Below are 22,966 nucleotides of genomic sequence, written 5' to 3'. Positions count from 1 at the left end.
AGTCCCGCGCCCCCCCTCACGCGTCACGGCGCCAAGGTATCCCTATGAAAATCAAACGTTTCGTCGCTCCCGACATGCGTACAGCGTTCCGTATGGTGCGCGACGAGCAGGGTCCGGATGCGGTGATCCTGTCCAACCGGCGAACCGACGAAGGCATCGAGATCGTCGCCGCCAGCAACTACGACGAGGCACTGGTGCAACGCGCCCTGGACGCCGTGCGTCCAGAGGAAACGCCACGTCCGACCACCGCAGCGGCAACGCCACGGCCCGCACGCCACAAAGCCGCAGGGCCCAACTCGGCGATGGCGATGATGGCCGCGATCAGCGAGCGCCGTAGCAATGCCATCGCCACCACGTCGGAGCGGTCGCTGACACAACCCGCTGCCATCGCCGCCTCGGCGCTGCCGCTCGGCAAGCGCGTCACTGCGACATCGACGATCACGCCACGGACAGCCGTCCAGGCGCCGACCAGTGCAGAATGCAGCATTCCCGAGGATGTGTTCCGCAACGCGCCGATCAACGTGTCGCTGCCAACACCATTCCCCACTGCCACCACCGCCATCTCCGCCGCCGCAGATACAGCTTGGCACGAAGCCCCACCTGCCGTGGCACTGGCGCCAGCCAGCATGCCCAACCTCGTCCCCGAGGCCCCGATCACGAACGCCGAAATTCCGGCAGTCACCACACTCACTGCGGTTCCCAGCTTCCCGGCGCCGCAGAACGACGAACAATTGACGCAACTACGCGACGAACTGGCGCTGATGCGGCAGATGATCGAGCGTGAAATGAATCGGCTCACCGACGAGCGCCTTCGCGGTTCGCCAGTACGCGCCCAGGCGCTGGAATTAATGGACGACTACGGCTTCGACGGCGGCATCACCCGCGACGTTGTCATGCAAATTCCCGCCGACCTGGAACTGCACCGCGGCCGCGGACTGATGCTGGGCCTGTTGTCCAAACGCCTGCCGATCGCGACATTGGATCCGCTCGAGCAAGGCGGCGTGATCGCCCTGATCGGCCCCACCGGCGCCGGCAAGACCACGACCATCGCCAAGCTGGCCTCTCTCTTCCTGGAGCGCAATGCCGCCCGCGACGTGGCTCTGGTCACGACCGACACCGTCCGCGTCGGTGGCCGCGAACAACTGCACAGCTATGGCCGACAGCTCGGGATCGCCGTCCACGAAGCCGACAGCGATGCCTCGCTACAGCAGCTGCTGCAGCGTCTGGCCGACTACAAATTGGTGCTGATCGACACCGCCGGCATGGGCCAGCGCGACCGTGCGCTGGCCGCGCAACTGCACTGGTTGCGCGCCTCGCGAGTCGTCCGCTCGTTGCTCGTGCTTCCCACCAACGCCCATTTTTCCGACCTGGACGAAGTCGTACGCCGGTTCGCCAGCGCCGATCCACAGGGCGTCATCCTGACCAAGCTGGACGAAACCGGACGGTTTGGCAGCGCCTTGTCGGTGGTCGTGGACCACCGCCTTCCCATCACCTGGGTGACCGATGGACAGCGTGTGCCGGACGACCTGCACCGCGCCAACGCCGCCAGCCTGGTATTGCGCCTTGAAGATTTGCGGCGCGCTGCCGATAAGCCCTGTACTCCGGAGCAGAACCATGCCGTCGCGTGATTACGCCAATCTGACCAACGCGTTTCCCCTATCGGCGACGCGCAACGAACCGCTGGGTCCGGTGCGCACGATCGCTGTGACCGGTGGCAAGGGTGGCGTCGGCAAGACCAACATCTCGGTCAATCTGTCGATGGCGCTGGCCGATATGGGCAAGCGCACCCTGCTCCTGGACGCCGACCTCGGTCTGGCCAACGTCGATGTACTGCTGGGCTTGACGCCTAGATTCACGGTGGCCGATCTGGTCGCTGGGCGTTGCACGCTGGAAGAAGCCCTGATCGACATGCCCAACGGGCTGATGGTGGTGCCCGCAGCCTCCGGCCGCCGTTACATGGCCGAACTGCCCCCCGCTCAACACGTCGGCCTGGTCAATGTGTTCTCCGAGTTGCAGCGCGATCTGGATATCATGGTGATCGACACCGCCGCCGGCATCACCGACAGCGTGCTGACCTTCTGCCAGGCCGCGCAGGACGCAGTCGTCGTGGTCTGCGACGAGCCGGCCTCGATCACCGACGCCTACGCCCTGATCAAAGTGCTCGCGCGCGAACGCGGCATGGATCGGCTGCAGATCGTCGCGAACATGGTCCGCGACATCAACGAAGGCCGCCTGTTATACGAAAAACTCAGCCGGGTCTGCGAGAAGTTCCTCGGCGACGTGTCGCTGAACTACCTCGGTTGCGTGCCGCAGGACGACTGGCTGCGACTGGCGGTGCAACGCCAGCAGCCCGTGGTCAAAGCCTACCCGTCCAGCCCCTCGGCCCAGGCGATCGCCGATATCGCCCGGCGCACTTCACGTTGGCAGGCACCGACTGTCCCACGCGGAAACGTCGAGTTCTTCGTCGAACGCATCATCCAACGTGGAGTAGCCGCATGAACGCCGCAGCCCACTACCGCGCCGTGCAGCGCAACAGTTCCAATGACTACATCGCGCAACACTCGGACCTGGTGCGGCGCATCGCCCATCACCTGGCAGCAAGGCTGCCGGCCAGCGTCGAGATCGACGACCTGATCCAGGCCGGGATGATCGGCCTGATCGAAGCCTCGCGCAGCTACGATGCCGACCAGGGCGCCTCGTTCGAAACCTACGCCTCGATCCGCATCCGCGGCTCGATGATCGACGAAATCCGCCGTGGCGATTGGGTGCCGCGCTCGGTGCACCGACGCGCGCGTGACGCGGCCTCGGCGATCCGCAAGATTGAACAAAACACCGGTCGCGCCGCCGCCGCCAACGAAGTGGCCGCAGCGATGGAAATGCCGCTCCCCGAATACATGCGGTTGATGGAAGATGCCGCACGCGGACAAGTACTGAGCCTGGAATCGCGCATCGAGGACCATGGGGAACTGGACACCATCGCCAAGGGCGGTCCCAATCCGCAGCAGATGCTCGAGCGCAGCGAATTCGGCCGCGAACTTGGCAAAGCGATCGCGCAACTACCCGAGCGCGAACAATTAGTGTTGTCGCTGTACTACGAGCAGGAATTGAATCTCAAGGAAATTGGCGCGGTCCTCGGAGTCAGCGAGTCGCGCGTGTGCCAGATCCACGGTCAGGCCACGGTACGGTTGCGCGGACGCCTGAAGGCATTCGAAGCCGCCGACGCAGGTCTGGAAGACGAAGAATAAGAACCTAGGGAGTTAGCGGTGAACAAAAACATGCGGATTTTGATCGTGGACGATTTTTCGACGATGCGACGTATCGTCAAAAATCTGCTTGGCGATCTTGGCTTCACCAACACCGCCGAAGCAGAAGACGGCAACAGCGCGCTAGCCGCATTGCGCTCGGCGCCGTTCGAATTCGTGGTCACCGACTGGAACATGCCCGGCATGACCGGCATCGATTTGCTGCGCAACATTCGCGGCGACGACAAGCTCAAGCATCTACCCGTGCTGATGGTCACTGCCGAGGCCAAGCGCGAGCAGATCATCGAAGCGGCACAGTGCGGCGTGAACGGCTACATCATCAAACCGTTCACCGCGCAGACGCTGGAAGAGAAGTTGGGCAAGATCTTCGAGCGCCTGGGAGCAACCGCCTGATGGAAGTCACTGCTGAACGCACTGCTCTGATCGAACGCCTGCAAGGTGCGCTGGACGCACTGGAAAGCGGTGACGAAGCCGGCTGGCGCCGGGAGATCGACACCCTCGCCGCCTGGCGCACACGCCCGATGATGCAGGGCCTGAGCCGACTTGCGCGCGACCTGGGCCAGGCACTGGGCGAACTGCCGGTGGCGCCCAGCGACGCTGGCGAACTGGATGACGCCTGTTCGCGGCTGGACCACGTGGTGGCAATGACCGAACAAGCCAGTCACCGTACCTTGGATTTGGCCGAGGAATGCCGTGCGCTCGCCGAACAATTGCGTGCCGGCGGCCTGAGTGGCGACCAGAGCGAGATCCTGGACAAGATCCGCCACAACCTCACCGAAATGGCTCTGGCGCAGAGCTTCCAGGACCTGACCGGACAGATCATCCGCCGCGTCGCAGGAATTGTGCGCCGTGTGCACGAAGGGTTCGGCGCGCTGGGATTACCGCCGAAGGAAGAACGCAAAGCCGATGGCGGCTTGGCCGGCCCAGCCCTACCTGGCCTGGACCGTCACGGCGTGTCGCAAAACGACGCCGACGACCTGCTGTCCGGATTGGGGTTGTAATCGCATGAGCGCCGTATCAGACGACATCGCTGCCGACTTCATCATCGAGGCCCAGGAGATCCTGGACCGCCTAGGCGAACAGTTGGTGTCGCTGGAACAGGCGCCTGATGACAGCAACCAGCTCAACGCCGTGTTCCGGGGCTTCCACACCCTCAAGGGCGGTGCCGGCTTCCTATCGATCAACGCCATGGTCGAGTTGTGCCATGCCGCCGAAGAGACCCTGGGCATGGCCCGTGCCGGTCAGGCTACGCTGGAAGCCCGTCACTTCGACGCCGCGCAGCAATCGCTGGACTACCTGCAATCGATGCTGGATGCGTTCAGCAGCGGCGAAGAGCCGCCACGCGCGCCGGCACAATTGATCGCGCAATTCGCCGCAGGTGGCGAGGAAACCGCGATGCCATCCACTTCTGCAACAGCCGGTAAAAGCAGCATGCCCGCTGGAGGAGCTGGCGCCGATTCGGACCTGATCAGCGACGACGAATTCGAAGCACTACTCGACAACCTGCACGGCGGTGCCGCGCCCGCGGCCAAACCGCAACTTACCGCATCACCAAGTCCAAAACCCAACGCACCGGCATCCAAGCCAAGCGTGGCTGCAAAGACGAGCGAACCCGAACAAACCGTGCGCGTGGACACCAAACGCCTGGACGCCATCGTCAACATGATCGGTGAACTGGTGCTATCGCGCAATCGACTCAAGACACTGCGTGCGCGCCTGCACGACGAAGAGCTTGATCGTGCAGTCAGCACGCTGGACATCGCCACCGCCCGGCTGCAATCGGCGGTAATGCGGACACGCATGCAACCGGTCGGCAAGGTGTTCTCGCGCTTCCCGAAGGTCGCGCGCGACGTTGCCCGTTCTTTGCAGAAAGAAGTGGAATTGGAACTGATTGGTGCCGACACCGAGCTGGACCGCAATCTGGTCGAGGCACTGGCCGATCCTCTGGTCCATTTGGTGCGCAACGCGATCGACCACGGCATCGAGGCGCCAGCGCTACGCGAAGCCACCGGCAAGCCGCGTGGCGGCAATGTGCGCCTGTCTGCACAACAAGAAGGCGACTACGTCAGCATCGAAGTGCAAGACGACGGTGCCGGCATCGATCCAGAACGCTTGCGTGCCAAGGCGCGCGAAAAGGGCCTGATCGATCCGGAAGCCGCTGCACGGCTAAGTACCGAGGAATGTCTGCATCTGGTCTTCCTGCCTGGGTTTTCGACCAAATCCGAAGTCACCGATATCTCCGGCCGTGGCGTCGGCATGGATGTGGTGCAGTCGCGTATCCGCGAACTCAGCGGACAAATCCAGATCCAATCCGAGCTGGGCCGCGGCAGCCGCTTTCTGATCCGCGTACCGCTGACCCTGGCTATCTTGCCAACCCTTCTGGTGCAGGCCGGCGATAGTGTCTATGCACTCCCCCTGGCGCGTGTGGTCGAAGTGCTGCATGCGCCACGCCGCTCGCTGGGCTGGTTCGACGGCCGCGCCGTACTCGATCGGCAGTCACATACGCTGCCACTGGTGGACCTACGCCAGTGGCTCAACGTCGACGCCCCACAACTACCACTGCTGACCATCGTGGTGCTACAGGCTGGCGAATCGCGTATGGGCCTAGTGGTGGACCAGGTCCGCGGTCGCGAGGAGGTGGTCATCAAACCGCTACCGCGCGCCCTGCGCGGCCTGTCCGGGTATGCCGGCGCCACACTGATCGGCGATGGCCGTCTGGCATTGATTCTGGATGTGGATGGCCTGAAGAGCTGAGGGCTCGGGACGACAGCATCGCATCCCACGCCCAAACCATTGTCAAACGCGTTGATGAAGCAAATTGCAAGATGTTGAAGATGTAATCGCAACGTCCTGCCCAGGACATTTGCACTTTTTAAGTGAAATATTTGTGCTTTCGTAATCTCACGTTCCGGCACGTCTAAGTCTCCGATCCAGGCTGCCCATCAAGTCCCCCGCTCCCTTGCCGATACCTCCTGCATGGACAAACTCAGTCTCATCGGCCTGCTGCTGGCGATTATTTCGCTGATCGGCGGCAGCATTCTCAAAGGTGCCGGGATTTCGGCGCTGTGGTCGCCGGCTGCGTTCGTCATCGTCATCGTGGGGACCTTCGCGGCAATCCTGGTGCAAACGCCGCCGATGGTGTTCCGGCGCGCATTCAAGATCGCGAAGTGGATCCTGCAGCCGCCACCGAACAACCGTCAGGCGGTACTGCAACAAATCGTGGAGTGGAGCAATATCGCACGACGCCAGGGTTTGCTCGGTCTGGAGCAGGAACTGCCCCAGCAGCAGGATTCATTCGTGCGCAAGGGACTACAGATGCTGGTAGACGGCGTCGAGCCCGATGCAATACGGCACATGTTGGAGATCGATCTGGAAGGCCAGGCGCACCGCGATCTAGCGGCGGCCAAGGTATTCGAGGGCATGGGCATCTACGCGCCGACTCTGGGCATCATCGGCGCGGTGCTGGGGCTGATCGCAGTGATGAAAAATCTCGCTGACCCGAGCAAGCTCGGCCAGGGTATCGCCGCTGCCTTCACCGCCACCATCTACGGCATTGCTTCGGCCAACTTGCTGTTCCTGCCGATGGCCAGCAAACTCAAAAGCGTGATCAAGCACAGCAGCGGCGAGCGCGAAATGCTCATCGAAGGGTTGATCGCCATTGCCAAGGGCGAAAATCCGCGCAACATCGAAGCGAAACTGGCCGGATTCCTGCATTGAGTCGCACATGGCCCGCAAACATTTCCAAGACGAGCACACCAATCACGAGGCATGGGCTATCCCATACGCCGACCTGATGACGTTGCTGCTCGCTTTTTTCGTGGTGATGTACGCGTTGTCCACGGTCAACGCGGCCAAGTATCGCGTCATGGCGAACGCGATGAACGCAGCCTTCGGTGGCACAGCGCAGACAATGCACCCGGTGCAAGTGGGCGAACAGCCGCTGCAAGGCCAGAGCGACGCGCGAGCGACGCCAATCCAATCCAGCCCGGCTCTGTCCATTCTCGATCCGAACCGGCTGCCAGCAACATCGCTGCCACGCCCCGCCGATGCGCTACGTGACGAACAGCAACTGCGACGCGCGCAGCAACAGCTCGACCGCATTGCCGAACGACTTGACTCAGCACTGTCGCCACTGATCCAGAAAAAGCTGATCACCGTGCACCGCTCCGGGCTGTGGATCGAAGTAGAGATCAACAGCGACATCCTGTTCGGCTCCGGCTCTGCAACACTGGATCAGAGCGCACATGCGACCCTGGCACAGCTCGCGCAGATATTGGCGAGCGTCCCCAACGGCGTACGAGTGGAGGGCTATACCGACAACACACCGATCGCCACTGCACAGTTCCCATCCAACTGGGAACTCTCGGCGGCGCGCGCGGCTAGTGTGGTGCATCTGTTCGCCGACCAGGGGCTGCAACCCTCACGGCTGTCGATGATCGGCTATGGCCAGTTCCGCCCGCACGCCAGCAACGATACCGCAAGCGGACGCAATGCCAACCGCCGCGTGGTGCTGGTCATTCTGGCCGATTCCGGCGATGGCACGAACAACGCGCCGTCGACGTCAGAGCGTTTCAGTGCCGTCGCCGCGTCGACTACCTCGATACCCACCGCCACGGCGGCCACCGGCAACGCCGGCAGCCACCGGGCAGTCCCTGCCGCCATTGAAGGAGTGAACTGATGCGTATCTGGGCGATCGCCAACCAAAAAGGTGGCGTGGGCAAAACCACAAGTACGCTGGCACTAGGCCGTGGCCTATCCATGCTCGGCCACCGCGTGTTGATGCTCGATCTCGATCCGCACGCTTCGCTGACCAGAGCGTTCGATGTGCCGCAGGAACCGCAACCGGCTGGCGTGGTGGATCTCTTCGCCACCCCATCCAGTGAACTGTCCGTGCTTGCCCACACCACCGCTATCGAACGCCTGAGCTTCGTCTGCGGGCAAACCGCGCTGGCCACGCTGGAGCGACGCAGCGCCAACCAGCCAGGATTGGGCCTGGCGTTGCAGCAGGCCATGGCGCGGCATGCAGGACAGCACGATTACATCCTGCTCGACTGTCCGCCGACCCTCGGCCTATTGATGATCAACGCGCTGGCCGCTGCCGATCGCGTGATCATTCCAACCCAGGCCGAGCCACTGGCGCTACATGGCTTGGCCAGCATGGTCCGCACCGTGGACATGGTCGAGCGTTCGCGTCGCCGCCCCCTGCCCGCATCGATCCTGCCGACGCTGTTCGACAAGCGTACCCGCGCCGGCAACGAAACCCTGCGGCAGATGCAGGACAGCTATGGCGAACGGGTATGGGAAGACGCGATTCCGGTAGACACCAAGATCTGTAACGTCAAGGCACTGACCATCGCTGGCGTTCCCGGTGACTATCCCGGTCGCGGCCTGGCCGCTTATCGGCGCGCGCTGGAATGGCTGCTGGCCAACGACGCGACGCAGATGGAACAAGCCGCATGAGTACTCCAGACATCATCGACGACTATCTGGAAGGTCTGTTGCACGACACGATCAGCGCAGCGCAGAACACCACGCTACCACCCGCAACGCCTCTTGCCGATACGACAACGCCCATGCCAGCCGGCCCGACGCCCGAACAAATCGCCGCCGCAGTCCTGGCCGAAGCCGACGCCGATCCCGCGCTGGCAGGCATCATGTCCCAGCAGGCGCTGACACCTGCGTCAACTGGCCCGACTCCCGAACAAATCGCCGCCGCAGTCCTGGCCGAGGCCGACGCCGATCCCGCACTGGCAGGCATCATGTCCCAGCAGGCGCTGACGCCTGCGCCAACTGGCCCGACTCCGGAGCAAATCGCCGCCGCGGTCCTGGCCGAAGCCGACGCCGATCCCGCACTGGCAGGCATCATGTCCCAGCAGGCACCCAGCACCGACCGCCAGACCGATCTAGACGTGGTCGCGTCGATGGAACGACAACGCTCGACTACGCCGCGCGATCTTGCCGCCGAGGACGATGCCGCCGCCGCGCGTGCCGTCAAGCGTCCAATGATGGCGGTGCCACCGGAGCGGCGCGCCGAGGCCGAACGCGCAAAAGCCGGCGCAACGCGGCTAAAGCCCAACCTACAAGCTTTCATGCAACCGCCCCTGCCAAACGGCTCAGCCACCGCCCCCGAACGCGTGACCGAACGTAGTACCCGTTGGCTACGTCTGCGCTGCGGCGAACAGGCCTACGCACTGGAGCTACTGAAAGTGCAAGAAGTCGTACTACCGGTGCCGCTACTGGCACTGCGTGGCACGCCACCATCGATGCTAGGCATCATGAACCTGCGCGGCCAGGTGGTGCCGGTACTGGATCTTGGACTGCATCTGGGCTCGGCTCCGATCGAGATGGACATGCAGACGCGGGTCGTGGTGCTGGAAGAAAGTGGCGAAACTTTGGGCCTGCGCGTGTCCGCCGTCGAGGACGTCGCCAGCCTGACCGACCATCAGATCGAACCACCGGACAATGCCCGTATCTGCCGCATTTCCAACCATCTTTTCCGCGGCGTAGCACGGCTTGCCCAGCACCCGATGATCTTGCTAGACGCTGAACAATTGTTGCACTGAGCTAATAAATAAATAGAAACTGCAGACTACACCGCACTTTCCAGATGCAGCCTAAAGCTTTTCAAGCGACGGCCGTTACCTTCGATAGAACCATTCGTGCGGAGTAATGATGAGCACAGTCCCACTTGGCGAGGATCTCGGCATCGAGACCAGCGCCGACCTGAAACAACGCCTGACCACGTTCCTGACGTCGGACGAGGTGTTGCGGCTGGACGCCGGCGAAGTGCGCCGCATTCACACCGCTTCCGTGCAGGTTCTGTGCGCGTTCGTGGATGCACGCCGCAAAGAAGGCAAACACACTGAATTCAAGGCATGCAGCGCCACCTTCAGCGACGCAGCACGCCTACTAGGGGTCAGCGAATCGCTGGGCCTTCCTGACACTTCTGAAAATTTGAAATCTGTGGAGAACGCTGCATGAGCGCACGTATCTTGGTAGTGGACGATTCGGCGTCGATGCGCCAAATGGTCTCTTTTGCCCTCACCTCGGCCGGCTACGCTGTCGAAGAAGCAGAAGACGGCCAAGTCGCCTTGGGTCGCGCCAAAGGCCAGCGCTTCAACGCCGTGGTCACCGACGTCAACATGCCGAACATGGACGGTATCAGCTTGATCCGCGAACTGCGCCAGCTACCTGACTACAAGTTCACCCCAATGCTGATGCTGACCACGGAATCGGCGGCAGAAAAAAAATCCGAAGGTAAAGCCGCTGGCGCCACTGGCTGGTTGGTCAAACCGTTCAACCCCGAACAACTGATCGCCACCGTCCAGAAAGTTCTGGGCTGATTTTCTCTCTCTTTTTCGGACTCCCTCCCTATGAGCATGGACCTGCAACGCTTCCACGCCACCTTCTTCGAGGAAAGCCGCGAAGGGCTGGACGCGATGGAGGCCGGATTGCTGTCGTTAGAAGAAGGCAACCGCGACCCCGAAACCATCAACTCGGTGTTTCGCGCCGCGCACTCGATCAAGGGTGGTGCCGCCACGTTCGGCTTCGAAGCGATGGCCGGACTCACCCACGTACTAGAAACGCTGCTCGATGAACTGCGCGCCGGCAAGCGCGAAGTCGAAGCGAACGCGATCGACGCCATCCTTGGATCGGTGGACGTCCTGCGTGCCCTGTTACGCGAAGCCGAGCACGGCGTTGCCGCCGACCCGGTTGCAGTCAAGGCCGTCCATGATCGCCTGCAGCGTGCACTGAACGGCAAAGACGTCGCAGCCGCCGCGGCGACGCCGGCCGCAAATCAGGCCGCCGAACCCGAAGCCTGGCAGATCGGCTTTACCCCATCGCCGTCGCTGTTCATGAGCGGCAACGATCCATTACGCATCATCCGCGAACTCGAACATCTCGGCCCGCTGCAGATTGCATGCCGTAACGGCCGCCTGCCCGGCTTCGTCGATCTCGATCCGCTCGAAGCCTATATGGCATGGGATCTTGGCCTGGTCGGCAAGATCCCGCGCAGCGCAATCGAAAACACCTTTGCCTGGGTGATCGACGATTGCGAATTGGACATCCGCGCCGTGCCACCGCCGAGCCTGGCCAGCGCACCGCCGCCCGTGCTGACTCCAGCACCGGCCGCGGCCACCGCCGCGCCAGCTGCGACCGTAGCCGCCAATGCTCCCGCCGGCAACGCCGCCGCCGCGCAGGAAGCAGAAAGCTCGATCCGCGTCAGCGTCGACAAGGTCGATGCGTTGATCAACTTGGTCGGTGAACTGGTCATTACCCAGGCCATGCTCAAGCAGGTCTCCAGCGGCTTGGATCCAGCCGCCGCCGAGCGCTTGTTCGCCGGCCTGGACCTGCTCGAACGCAATACACGCGACCTGCAGGAAGCCGTCATCGGCGTGCGCATGCTGCCGGTGGATGCGGTATTCCGCCGTTTCCCACGCCTGGTCCGCGACCTCTCCAGCCGCCTCGGCAAGCAGGTACGCCTGCGCACCATCGGCGAAGGCACCGAACTGGACAAGGGCCTGATCGAAAAGATCGCCGATCCGCTGGTGCACCTGGTGCGCAACTCGATCGACCACGGCCTGGAAATGCCGGAAGCGCGCCGCGCCGCCGGCAAGGACGAGACCGGCACCATCACTCTGGCGGCGTCCCACCAGGGTGGACATATCGTCATCGAAGTCAGCGACGACGGCGCCGGCCTCAACCGCAACCGCATTCTGGCCAAGGCCACCGAGCGCGGCCTGACCGTACCGGATAATCCGAGTGACGCGCAGGTCTGGGATCTGATTTTCGCTCCTGGTTTCTCCACCGCCGATGCGGTCACCGACTTGTCCGGACGTGGCGTCGGCATGGACGTGGTCCGGCGTAATATCCAGGGCCTGGGCGGCGAAGTGCAATTGGAAAGCGAATTCGGCCGCGGCACCCGTGTGCTGATCCGCCTGCCGCTGACGCTTGCGATTCTGGACGGCATGACCGTATCGGTGGCCGGCGAAACCCTGATCCTGCCGCTTGCCTACGTCATCGAAGCGCTACAGCCACAGGCCGACGACATCCGCAGCATGGCCGGCGAAGGCCGAGTGCTTCGGGTCCGCGGCGAATACCTGCCGATCCTATCGCTCAGCGACTCCTATGGTTTCGGTGGGAACCCGCAGAGCGAGCCACTGGTCGTGGTCGTGGAAGCCGATGGGCAGAAGCTGGCACTGGAAGTGGACGAGCTGGTCGGTCAGCAGCAGGTGGTTGTCAAAAACATCGAGAACAACTACCGCCGCATCAGCGGAATCTCCGGTGCGACGATTCTCGGCGACGGCCGCGTGGCGTTGATCGTGGATATCGGCGGCCTGGTCCGCTCGCTACGAGTGCAACAAGCGGCCTGAGCCAACGTTCCCAGCCCGGATCGCTTCCCGAGCGACCCACACAACACACCGCACGCCCCGGCAGTACTGCCGGGGCGTTTGCTTGTCTGGCCGTCACACTAGCCCCCCATCGCAGCCACTAAGGCAGCAGCAGCAACCCGGCACCGTTAAGCCCTGCGCCTGAGGGCTGCGACAACAAGACCAACACTCAAGATTAGGTCAGAGTCGCCGATACTCGTTCCATTGCACATTTTGTCTACGAAATGAAACACGCCATCGACGCTTCAGATGAGATCGACCTGCACGACGAACAACACATCCGCTGAAGCAACGCGTTGTATCCCATCACCTCTGCACGCATGACAAGGCCCGTTGGAACACAGTGTGCAAATTTGCAGGGTGTCATTTTATCCACGCTGCATCGAACGATGCACCATCCAGACAGACATCTGGCGAGCACGTAGAACCTACGTCATCCCCCATCTCTTTCATCAAGAGGGCACCAAATGAATTCGTCTCTGCAACGCTACCCTGATCGCCATGGGCACCTTGGCGATGGTGACAAGACCAGAACTCAATCCACCAGCATTGGCCGAAATCAAGGCAAGTCGCCTGCATTACGAAGAATTTCCTAGCCGAAGCGCAAACCCTGCTGAGCGAACGCGCGCGGCCTGCAATTCACCAATACGCTAGCACTGTTCAAAATCGAGCAATCCGCAGCAAACACTGTTCCAGTCGTGGCTAAGAACCTGCTCCCCTACCGCAGCGTCCTGCCTCCAGGCAAACGGCGTCAAGTGGAAGCACCGCAGTTGCCAGAGAAATGCGTTGGCAAGAATTCTGAATCCATCGATGCAACCACCACACTTTTAGCCACGAAGAAAAGTCACGGAAAACACGGTGACGGCGCAGGCTACCGCGATTGATCGCCTGCAACCACATGAAAGCCCGCCATGTGAAGGCATCGCCACGAATTCAAACACAAAATATTCATCACACAAAAATCACATGATTAAAGAAAGAAATCGCAGCGATCAAGAAAATCACTGCGATGCCGCTATGTAGAGTCATGCGATTCTCGCGCATCGACTTCAATGAAGAGTGAGGCGCAAACCAATGCAGGCACCGATCAAACACCAATTCACCGCATGAAGACCCCTCCTTTTTGACGACATCAGCCAAACCGCATCGACGTAGAAACACCTTGCAATCACTAGCCGTGATGCCTGGAGTATGACGCCGATGCGCCATGCATGCGCACCGAACTCTCCCCGACATAGGAACTCCACAATGAAGCTTAAAAACTTCAGCCTTTCCGCGCTGCTCGCACTGAGCTTCGCGGCCATCGTTCTGGTAATGCTGGTCATCGGCACAATCAACATGAGCAGCCTGTCCACGATCAATCATGCTACCGACATGAACGATCTGAGCTATAAGATCCTGTCGACCGGCGAAGTGATGCAGATCAACGCGCTCAATATCGAAACAGGTTCGCGTGGCTACCTGCTGTCTGGTGACAAGTCGCACATTCAGTCGTTTGAGCCAAGCCGGGAGGTCTTCGAGAAGAAATTCGACGAAGCCATGAAGCTCACCACCGACAACCCTAGCCAACAGGCGCGCCTGGAACAGCTGGGAAAGTCGTTCAAACAACTCATCGCGGTTGAGAAAGAGATCATCGCGGTGCGCGAAAGCACCGACGACAAAGAAAAAATCGCCAGCCTGTTTGCAGAGGCCCGCGACCGCGTGGCAATGACTACGATCCGCAAGATGCTTGCCGATTTCATCGCCGAAGAGGAAAACCTTCTCGTCGAGCGCAGCTCGACATTGGTTTCCGTACGCGCGGAGAGCAAGTGGGCCATCATGCTCGGCAGTCTGTTCGTGATCCTGGCCTCGATCGGCCTGGCGGTCTTGATCCGTCGCCGGCTGCTGAACCGGCTTGGCGCCGCGATCGTTGTCGCCGATTCCATCGCGGGGGGCAAGCTCGATAACCCGATCGATACCCAAACCAAGGACGAGGCCGGCGTGCTGCTGGTCAGCATGCACAAGATGCAGAGCCAGTTGCAGGCGGTCATCGCGGCACAAACCGAGATGGCCAAGCGTCATGACGCCGGTCAGACCAGCTACCGCATGGAAGAAGGCACCTTCCCGGGCGATTACGGCCGCATGGTCCGCGACAGCAATGCGCTGGTCGCCTCGCATATCGCGGTCACGCTGCGCTTGGCGCAGATCATGGGCCGCTATGCCATCGGCGACCTCTCCGAAGACATGGATCGCCTGCCCGGCGAAAAGGCGGTCCTGACCGAGACCATGGACACGGTCAAGCAGAACCTGACCGCCATGAACCGCGAGATCAAGCAACTCGCCGACGCAGCTGCCGCAGGCGACTTCAGCGTGCGTGGCGAAGCCGAACGCTTCCAATACGATTTCCGCGCCATGGTGGAGAGCCTCAACCAGTTGATGGCCACTGCCGATGGCAACCTGCAGGCGCTGTCCAAATTGCTTCAGTCCATTGCCGCCGGCGACCTCACCACGCGGATGCACGGCGACTTCCGCGGTGTGTTCGCCACCATGCGCGACGATGCCAACGCCACTGTCGAGCAGTTGACCGGTATCGTCGGCCGCATCCAGACTGCGGCAGTCAGCATCAATGCCGCCGCCAGCGAAATCGCCACCGGCAACGACGACCTGTCGCACCGCACCGAGCAGCAGGCCGCAAGCCTGGAGGAAACCGCCGCCTCGATGGAGGAGCTGACCTCCACCGTCAAGCAGAACGCCGAACACGCGCGTCAGGCCAATCAGCTCGCCGCGGGCGCTGCCAGCGTTGCCTCTCAGGGCGGTGCAGTGGTCGGTCAGGTGGTGCAGACCATGAGTGGCATCGAGGCTTCGTCCAAGAAAATCGCCGACATCATCAGCGTGATCGACGGCATCGCCTTCCAGACCAATATCCTCGCGCTCAACGCAGCCGTGGAAGCGGCGCGTGCCGGTGAACAGGGCCGCGGTTTCGCCGTGGTCGCCAGTGAGGTGCGCACCCTCGCCCAGCGCTCGGCCAATGCGGCCAAGGAAATCAAGGGACTGATCGACGACTCGGTCGGCCGCGTCGCCGAAGGCTCGGCCCTGGTCGACCAAGCCGGCAAGACCATGCAGGAGATCGTCGCCTCGGTGCAACGCGTCACCGACATCATGAGCGAGATCTCCTCTGCCTCGCAGGAACAGTCCGCCGGCATCGAGCAGGTCAACCAGACCGTGACCCAAATGGACGAGGCCACGCAGCAGAACGCCGCGCTGGTCGAGGAAGCCACCGCCGCAGCGCGTTCGATGGAAGAGCAGGCTGGGCAACTCAGCAATGCGGTGGCGCTGTTCAAGATCGACAACACCGTGGCGCCCCAGTCCCAGCATGCCAGCGTCGCGACAGCATCCCGCACCGTCAAGCCCATCGCAAAGGCAAGCAGTCGTAAATCGTATCAAACCGCCAAACAACAGGCGGCCGTCGCCACCAGTGACAGCTCCTGGCAGGAGTTCTGATCCACAGGCGGACCTCCACACAAGAGCACCACTGCCAGCAAGTCCAACCCCGGGAGAGCAATCTCCCGGGGTTTTTTATGCGCCAAGCATTTGCAATGCATGCGCTCGGCGGCGAGCACAGCGGATAGATCACACGCAGAAAATGCGTTTTTCGACCCAGCATCGCACTTTGCTAGTCAAGGCATCTCTGGCGACGCCGACATGAGAATCATCATATAAAATTTACATATACACATATCAAAATATTAAATTATTGATATATATCACAATAAATCTAACGATGAGGATAGCCTAAAAGGAATTTTCGATCATCAAAAACTATCGGATATATAAAAATAATTTATTTAAAGTGATCGATAGTTTGCCGCTATATGTCAGGAGCGTTATCTGTTCGCATGCCCCATTACCACGCGATATGCCGCTCCACCATCCGAACGTTCTCTACCTTCCGAGACACCACGATGAGACTCAAGAACCTAAGTCTTTCCGCGCAACTCGCGCTCAGTTTCTGCACCATCGTTCTGGTGACGGTGATCATCGGCACGATCAGTCTAAGCAGTCTTTCCTCGCTCAACAGCGCAGCCGACATGAACGACCACACGTACAAAGTGCTGGCCACTGGGGAGATGATGAGAAGCAATGCCCTCAACGTGGAAACCGGCGCACGCGGTTACCTGCTGTCGGGCGACAAGCAGCACCTGCAGCCCTTCACCAACGGCCTTGCCGGTTTCGAACAAAGCTTCACCGAAGCCAAACGCCTGACTGCGGACAACCCTCGGCAGCAGGCGCGCCTGGAACAGCTGCATACGTCGTTTGACAACTTAGTCTCTGCGGAGAAGCAGATCATCGACTTGCGCGAGCGTTCCACCGATACGGCGCAGATCAGCTCCGTGTTCCGCGAAGCCCGTGACCGCCAGGCCATGAAATCGATCCGCAGCCTGCTCGCGGCGTTTTCCGACGAAGAACGCCGCTTGCTGGAAAAACGCAGCGCAGCCGTGGTGACTTTCCGCGCGCAGAACAAATGGGCCGTGCTGTTGGGCAGTTTGCTAATCATCGTGGCCTCAATCAGCATGGCGCTCCTGATCCGTCGGCAATTGCTCAAGCGGCTCGGTACCGCGATCGGCGTGGCCGATGCCATCGCCAGCGGTAAGCTCGACAACCCGATCGATCTGCGTCGCAAGGACGAGGCCGGCATGGTACTGCTCAGCATGGATAAGATGCAGAGCCAGTTGCAGGCCGTCCTCGCCGCACAGGCCGAGATGGCCAAGCGTCACGATGCCGGACAGATCAGCTATCGCATGGACGAGCATGCCTTCCCAGGCGATTATGGTCGCATGGTCCACGACAGCAACGCGCTGGCAGGCTCGCATATCGCGGTCAAAATGCGCCTTGTGCAAATCATGGGCCGCTACGCCATCGGCGACCTGTCAGACGATATGGATCGCCTCCCCGGCGAGAAGGCGGTCATTAGCGACACCATGGACAAGGTAAAGCAGAACCTGACCGCCATGAACCAGGAGATCAAGCATCTGGCCGGTGCCGCGGCCGCCGGCAATTTCAGCGTACGCGGCCAGACCGAGCGCTTCCAGTACGATTTCCGCGCCATGGTCGAGAGCCTCAACCAATTGATGAGCACCGCCGACGGCAACCTGCAGGCACTGTCCAAATTGCTGCAGTCCATTGCCGCTGGCGACCTCACAGCGCGCATGCACGGCGAGTTCCAGGGCGTGTTCGCGACCATGCGCGACGATGCCAATGCCACTACCGAACAGTTGGCTACCATCGTCGGCCGCATCCAGACTGCGGCGGTCAGCATCAATGCCGCCGCCAGCGAAATCGCTACCGGCAACGACGACCTGTCGCACCGCACCGAGCAGCAGGCCGCCAGCCTGGAGGAAACCGCCGCCTCGATGGAAGAACTGACCTCTACCGTCAGGCAGAACGCTGAACACGCACGGCAGGCCAATCAGCTCGCAGCAGGCGCTGCAATGGTCGCATCCCAGGGCGGCGCCGTGGTCGGCAAGGTGGTGCATACGATGACCGGCATCGAGGCCTCGTCCAAGAAAATCGCCGACATCATCAGCGTCATCGACGGCATCGCCTTCCAGACCAATATCCTCGCGCTCAACGCAGCCGTGGAAGCGGCGCGTGCCGGCGAACAGGGCCGCGGTTTCGCCGTGGTCGCCAGCGAAGTACGTACCCTCGCCCAGCGCTCGGCCAATGCGGCCAAGGAAATCAAGGGACTGATCGACGACTCGGTCAACCGCGTTACCGAAGGCTCCGCCCTGGTCGATCAAGCCGGCAAGACCATGCAGGAGATCGTCGCCTCGGTGCAGCGCGTCACCGACATCATGAGCGAGATCTCCTCTGCCTCGCAGGAACAGTCCGCCGGCATCGAGCAGGTCAACCAGACCGTGACCCAAATGGACGAGGCCACGCAGCAGAACGCCGCGCTGGTCGAGGAAGCCACCGCTGCGGCACGCTCAATGGAAGATCAGGCGGGCCAGTTGAGTCAGGCCGTGGCACTTTTCAAACTCGATAGCACAATGAGCACTACCACTGCGCTTCCAGCAAAGGTCCAGTATCTCGCTCCAAGCACGGTCACAGCCAAACGTAAGCTGGCAGCGACCAGCACCTCGCAGATGCGCAACGTTTCGCACTCCACAGCGTATGCCGACACTGCACAGTGGCAAGAGTTCTGAACCCATCGATGGAGTGAAGTGACACAGTCTGAATAGATGGCGGGTCGCAACAATGCGTCCCGCCATTTTTTCGGCAACAGCGCCGCTTGTCGGGAAATCAACAAGCGTCTGCATCGGGCTTACTCACCCCAACGTATGCGGTTCGGTCCCATATGTCGGCGTCAAGCCATTAAAGAAATCACGCTCAGAGTCGATGCAAAGAGCTAACGCACGACGCTGCAAGAGACAGCGCAACGCTGATAACACCGGTTCCCGGCGCCATCCCGCCGACTCCAAGAGTGCTCCGTCCGACATACGAACAGGATTGTAATGAAATCCATTATAGCTCCCAGCTTCCTCGCTTTATATAGTATCGCCAACCTGGCATGCGCCGAACAAGAGCCGATCACCACCGATCGGCCCGATTTTGTCGAATCAAGCCTCACAGTAGGTGATCGCCACCTGCAAGTGGAAACCGGCATCGTCTGGGAACGCGATAACGCTGTGGACGGCTACGCGACACCGACCCTATTCCGCTACGGCATCGGTCGAACCTGGGAACTGCGCCTGGAAACCGACGGCTGGCAATACATCGATGTACCCGTCGGCAGCGATGTCTCCGGACTCTCCGATATTTCGTTGGGGCTGAAGCATCACCTGGCCAGCGTCGATGCCGACAACGTGTCGCTAGCCTGGCTGTTGCACGTGGACCTGCCCAGCGGCGCACGCAACGTCCGTGACAGTAGCGCACGTCCCTCGTTTCGTCTTGTCGCCGAATGGTCCCTCAACGACAGCATTTCAATCGGGGCAATGCCCGGCGTGATCCACACAGAAACCGAGGACGGACACCACTACACCGCCGGAATTTTCGGGGTGGTGCTAGGCAAGGCATGGAACGAACGCTGCCGTTCGTTCGTGGAATTGGCCTCCCCGCAAATCGCTCACAGCAACGATGGCGGCACCATGGCCATGCTCGATGTCGGCTCCGCCTGGGTGCTCACAACGGACATGCAACTGGATGTTCTATACAGCCGTGGCCTCAACGACCGCTCACCTGATCACACATTTAGCACAGGTATTTCGTTCCGCTTCTGATTCAGCGACATCGATGGAAATTACCTATCTGTAGGCGAGCTGGCTACACTACAGATGTAGCATCCAAGACTACCCCAAAACAACAACAAGCGTCGGCCAAAGCAGTCGCCGACGAGATCGATATGCGCTGGCGACCCGCATTGCCATCGCAACCTGCATCAAACGATGTCGGGAATTACCTTACGACCAAAGTAGCATCGGATTACGGCAACCTCTCGCCGATACCAACTAACAAGAGCGGAAGCCAGAGTCGAACAAGAACGACATTGACTTGTTCCCAAGTCCCACTGGCTAAGCTGCACATCCGCCGAAACCTGCAAGGACGCAGCAGAACCTGGGCACTGCCCGGGCATTTCAGTTAAACGAAGAGGTCGATTATGAATTCGCTCCTGCAACGCTACAACGTCGGCCACCGGCTCGGGGGCGCTTTCGGCCTGTTGATCCTGTTGTCGTGCCTGCTGGTCGCGGGCGGATTGCTGTCCATGTCCAATGCCCGCCGCGAATTGGACAACATCGTGAAGGTGAATTTCGAAAAGTCCCGGATCAGCAACGGTATGCTCGATGCCAATTCCAGCATCCTTGTCGCCCTGGGCACGTTGGCGATGGTGACCAAGGAAGAGCTCAATGAGCAGGCATTGGCCGCAATCAAAGAAAGTCGCCAACGCTATAACGATCTGCGCAAAGAATTGGACGCCTTCCCAGCAGACAGCGAACGTGTAGTAAAGCTACGCGCAGATATCGATGCGGGACGCGATGCGTCGCGTGCGCTAAATAATCAGGTGATCGCGCTTTCTATCGCAGACCGCAATGATGAAGCGCAAACCTTATTGAGCGAACGCGCGCGGCCAACCACCCAGGCATGGCAGGCGAAGATCCGCGAAAACGCACAATTGCAGGAAGCGCAGATGAAAATCGCCTACGTCAACGCGGGCCATGCGATGGCCAACGGTCGCAACATGCTCATTGCCGGTGGCGTGGCCGTGCTGGTGGTCAGCAGCCTGCTGGCCTGGGCGATCACCCGTAGCCTCACCCAGCCGCTCAGCCGGGCCACCCGCGCCGCCGAGGCCATCGCCAACGGCCGCCTGGACAACGACGTCGCCACCGACGCACGCGATGAACCCGGCCGCCTGTTGGTCGCCATGGACGCGATGCAGCAGCAGTTGCAGCGTTTCTCCAGAGAAACCGCGCGCATGATCGAACTGCATGCCGACAAGGACATGAGCCACCGTATGCCCGTGGATTTCCCCGGCGTCTACGGCGAGCTCAGCAAGGGCATCAACACCATGATGTTCGAGCACCTCGATGCCATCGTCGATGCCATCGCCGTACTCAACGAATATGCCAACGGCGACCTGCGCCGCGACGCCCGCCGCCTGCCAGGCAGCCGTGCGGTGCTGCACGAATCCATGGATGCGGCCAAGGCCAGCCTGCTGGCAATCAACACCGAAATCAAGCGTCTGGCGGCGGCGGCTGCCGCCGGCGACTTCAGTGCCCGTGGCAACGCCGAACAGTTCCAGCACGATTTCCGTCTGATGGTGCAGGACCTCAATGCCATGATGGAGGTCAGCGACCGCAACCTGGGCAAGCTCTCGGCGCTGCTGCAATCCATCGCAGCCGGCGACCTCACCGCACGCATGCACGGCGACTTCCATGGCGTATTCGCCCAGATGCGCGACGACGCTAATACCACCGCCGACCAATTGACCGATATCGTCGGCCGCATCCAGACCGCCGCGATCAGCATCAATTCCGCCTCCAGCGAAATCGCCACCGGCAACGACGACCTGTCGCGCCGCACCGAGCAGCAGGCCGCAAGCCTGGAGGAAACCGCAGCTTCGATGGAGGAACTGACCTCCACCGTCAAGCAGAACGCCGAAAACGCGCGTCAGGCCAACCAACTCGCCATCGGTGCCGCCTCAGTGGCCTCGCAAGGCGGTGCGGTGGTCGATCAAGTGGTCCAGACGATGAATGGCATCGAGACCTCCTCGAAGAAAATCGCCGACATCATCAGCGTCATCGACGGCATCGCCTTCCAGACCAATATCCTCGCGCTCAACGCTGCGGTGGAAGCCGCGCGTGCCGGCGAACAAGGCCGCGGTTTCGCGGTGGTCGCCAGCGAAGTGCGTACCCTCGCCCAGCGTTCGGCCAATGCCGCCAAGGAGATCAAGGACCTGATCGACGACTCGGTCGGCCGCGTCGCCGAAGGCTCGGCCCTGGTCGACCAAGCCGGCAAGACCATGCAAGAAATCGTCGCCTCGGTACAGCGCGTCACCGACATCATGGGCGAAATCTCCGCTGCATCCCAGGAACAATCGGCAGGTATCGACCAGGTCAACCAAACCGTGACCCAGATGGACGAGACCACCCAGCAGAATGCCGCCCTGGTCGAGGAAGCGAGCGCCGCCGCACGTTCGATGGAAGAACAGGCGGGGGAACTCACCAATACGGTAGCGCTGTTCAAGATCGACAACGCCGTGGCGGATATCGCCCCGCGCCGACCGAACGGCGTCGCAGCCACGACGATCACTCGCACGGCCAAGCTCCCATCCAAGCTGCCTGTCCGCGTCGCACATCAGCCCACCAAGCGGGTTGCGGTCGCCGGTAGCGACAAGCACTGGCATGAGTTCTGATCCAGGTGGTCGTCATGCCATGTCGGCATGACGACCACACTGACAATCCGGCGATTGCGACACCCCCCCCTGCAACACAGGCATCCTCCACAGTCCGTACCGGTACCCGCGATGTCGACCGTCCGTGGCGGATGACGCCAGCATGAGATGTCGGTAGAGCATCGGTTTTGCGCAACACAGCGTGCCATCGGCGACCATCGCCCGACTAGAAAGTGGGGCGACGGGATCCTCGGCACTGGCACCCCACGCAAAAGCCCCGCGCTCTTTGCATCATACTTCCGGGCAGCCATAAGCCTTTGCATGCTCTCGCGACACATCCGTCGCCTACTGCGAGCATGTGCATCGAGTGGACGACGACACCCCTAACACGGATTAACTCCGTCGCCGCCACAGGTTCAACATTCGCCCAGGCTGCCGCTATGGAG

At 61.3% G+C, this 22,966-nt stretch carries 17 protein-coding genes; all 17 read left to right on the top strand.

Translation table 11 applies throughout. From position 1 onward, the window contains the following. The first annotated feature begins 44 nt into the window (after positions 1 to 44). Positions 45 to 1,628 (top strand): flagellar biosynthesis GTPase FlhF, encoded by a 1,584-nt coding sequence (gene flhF / locus XaFJ1_RS06565; RefSeq protein WP_012915892.1) that lies wholly within the window; start codon positions 45 to 47, stop codon positions 1,626 to 1,628. Next, a complete protein-coding gene (locus XaFJ1_RS06560) occupies positions 1,615 to 2,499 on the top strand; it encodes a P-loop NTPase (protein WP_012915891.1) in 885 nt (294 codons plus the stop codon). Before flhF ends, XaFJ1_RS06560 begins: the two co-directional genes overlap by 14 nt. Continuing rightward, positions 2,496 to 3,245 (top strand): RNA polymerase sigma factor FliA, encoded by a 750-nt coding sequence (locus XaFJ1_RS06555; protein ID WP_012915890.1) that lies wholly within the window; start codon positions 2,496 to 2,498, stop codon positions 3,243 to 3,245. The genes XaFJ1_RS06560 and XaFJ1_RS06555 overlap by 4 nt, the downstream gene beginning before the upstream one ends. Positions 3,246 to 3,263: 18 nt before the next feature. Beyond that, entirely contained in the window at positions 3,264 to 3,656 is a 393-nt protein-coding gene (gene cheY, locus XaFJ1_RS06550) for a chemotaxis response regulator CheY (RefSeq protein WP_012915889.1), read from the top strand. Beyond that, positions 3,656 to 4,264: a protein phosphatase CheZ gene (locus tag XaFJ1_RS06545; protein ID WP_012915888.1), complete on the top strand. Its 609-nt coding sequence runs from the start codon at positions 3,656 to 3,658 to the stop codon at positions 4,262 to 4,264. Before cheY ends, XaFJ1_RS06545 begins: the two co-directional genes overlap by 1 nt. A gap of 4 nt (positions 4,265 to 4,268) precedes the next feature. Next, a complete protein-coding gene (locus XaFJ1_RS06540) occupies positions 4,269 to 6,017 on the top strand; it encodes a chemotaxis protein CheA (protein WP_012915887.1) in 1,749 nt (582 codons plus the stop codon). A 222-nt stretch (positions 6,018 to 6,239) separates the two neighbouring features. Beyond that, a complete protein-coding gene (locus tag XaFJ1_RS06535) occupies positions 6,240 to 6,980 on the top strand; it encodes a flagellar motor protein (protein WP_012915886.1) in 741 nt (246 codons plus the stop codon). A 7-nt stretch (positions 6,981 to 6,987) separates the two neighbouring features. After that, entirely contained in the window at positions 6,988 to 7,941 is a 954-nt protein-coding gene (gene motD, locus XaFJ1_RS06530; protein ID WP_012915885.1) for a flagellar motor protein MotD, read from the top strand. Beyond that, complete coding sequence (locus XaFJ1_RS06525; protein WP_012915884.1) at positions 7,941 to 8,723, top strand: ParA family protein; 783 nt, start codon at positions 7,941 to 7,943, stop codon at positions 8,721 to 8,723. The genes motD and XaFJ1_RS06525 overlap by 1 nt, the downstream gene beginning before the upstream one ends. Then, positions 8,720 to 9,826 carry a chemotaxis protein CheW gene (locus tag XaFJ1_RS06520; protein ID WP_012915883.1) on the top strand — a complete coding sequence of 369 codons (1,107 nt, stop codon included), beginning with the start codon at positions 8,720 to 8,722 and terminating at the stop codon, positions 9,824 to 9,826. The genes XaFJ1_RS06525 and XaFJ1_RS06520 overlap by 4 nt, the downstream gene beginning before the upstream one ends. 109 nt (positions 9,827 to 9,935) lie before the next feature. Then, entirely contained in the window at positions 9,936 to 10,244 is a 309-nt protein-coding gene (locus XaFJ1_RS06515; RefSeq protein ID WP_012915882.1) for an STAS domain-containing protein, read from the top strand. Further along, a complete protein-coding gene (locus XaFJ1_RS06510) occupies positions 10,241 to 10,606 on the top strand; it encodes a response regulator (protein ID WP_012915881.1) in 366 nt (121 codons plus the stop codon). Before XaFJ1_RS06515 ends, XaFJ1_RS06510 begins: the two co-directional genes overlap by 4 nt. Before the next feature lie 30 nt (positions 10,607 to 10,636). Next, positions 10,637 to 12,637 carry a chemotaxis protein CheA gene (locus tag XaFJ1_RS06505; RefSeq protein WP_012915880.1) on the top strand — a complete coding sequence of 667 codons (2,001 nt, stop codon included), beginning with the start codon at positions 10,637 to 10,639 and terminating at the stop codon, positions 12,635 to 12,637. A gap of 1,266 nt (positions 12,638 to 13,903) precedes the next feature. Then, positions 13,904 to 16,135, top strand: coding sequence for a methyl-accepting chemotaxis protein (locus XaFJ1_RS06495; RefSeq protein WP_012915876.1), 2,232 nt, complete (start codon positions 13,904 to 13,906; stop codon positions 16,133 to 16,135). Positions 16,136 to 16,596: 461 nt separating this feature from the next. Beyond that, positions 16,597 to 18,837 (top strand): methyl-accepting chemotaxis protein, encoded by a 2,241-nt coding sequence (locus XaFJ1_RS06490; RefSeq protein ID WP_012915875.1) that lies wholly within the window; start codon positions 16,597 to 16,599, stop codon positions 18,835 to 18,837. Positions 18,838 to 19,146: 309 nt separating this feature from the next. Next, a complete protein-coding gene (locus tag XaFJ1_RS06485) occupies positions 19,147 to 19,911 on the top strand; it encodes a transporter (protein ID WP_012915874.1) in 765 nt (254 codons plus the stop codon). Between the two features lie 377 nt (positions 19,912 to 20,288). Beyond that, positions 20,289 to 22,541, top strand: a complete 2,253-nt coding sequence (locus tag XaFJ1_RS06480; RefSeq protein WP_012915873.1) for a methyl-accepting chemotaxis protein — start codon at positions 20,289 to 20,291, stop codon at positions 22,539 to 22,541. Positions 22,542 to 22,966 lie beyond the last annotated feature (425 nt).

The sequence above is a fragment of the Xanthomonas albilineans genome, from assembly GCF_009931595.1.
Lineage (GTDB): Bacteria > Pseudomonadota > Gammaproteobacteria > Xanthomonadales > Xanthomonadaceae > Xanthomonas_A > Xanthomonas_A albilineans.
This window is presented reverse-complemented; position numbering and strand designations above follow the sequence as displayed.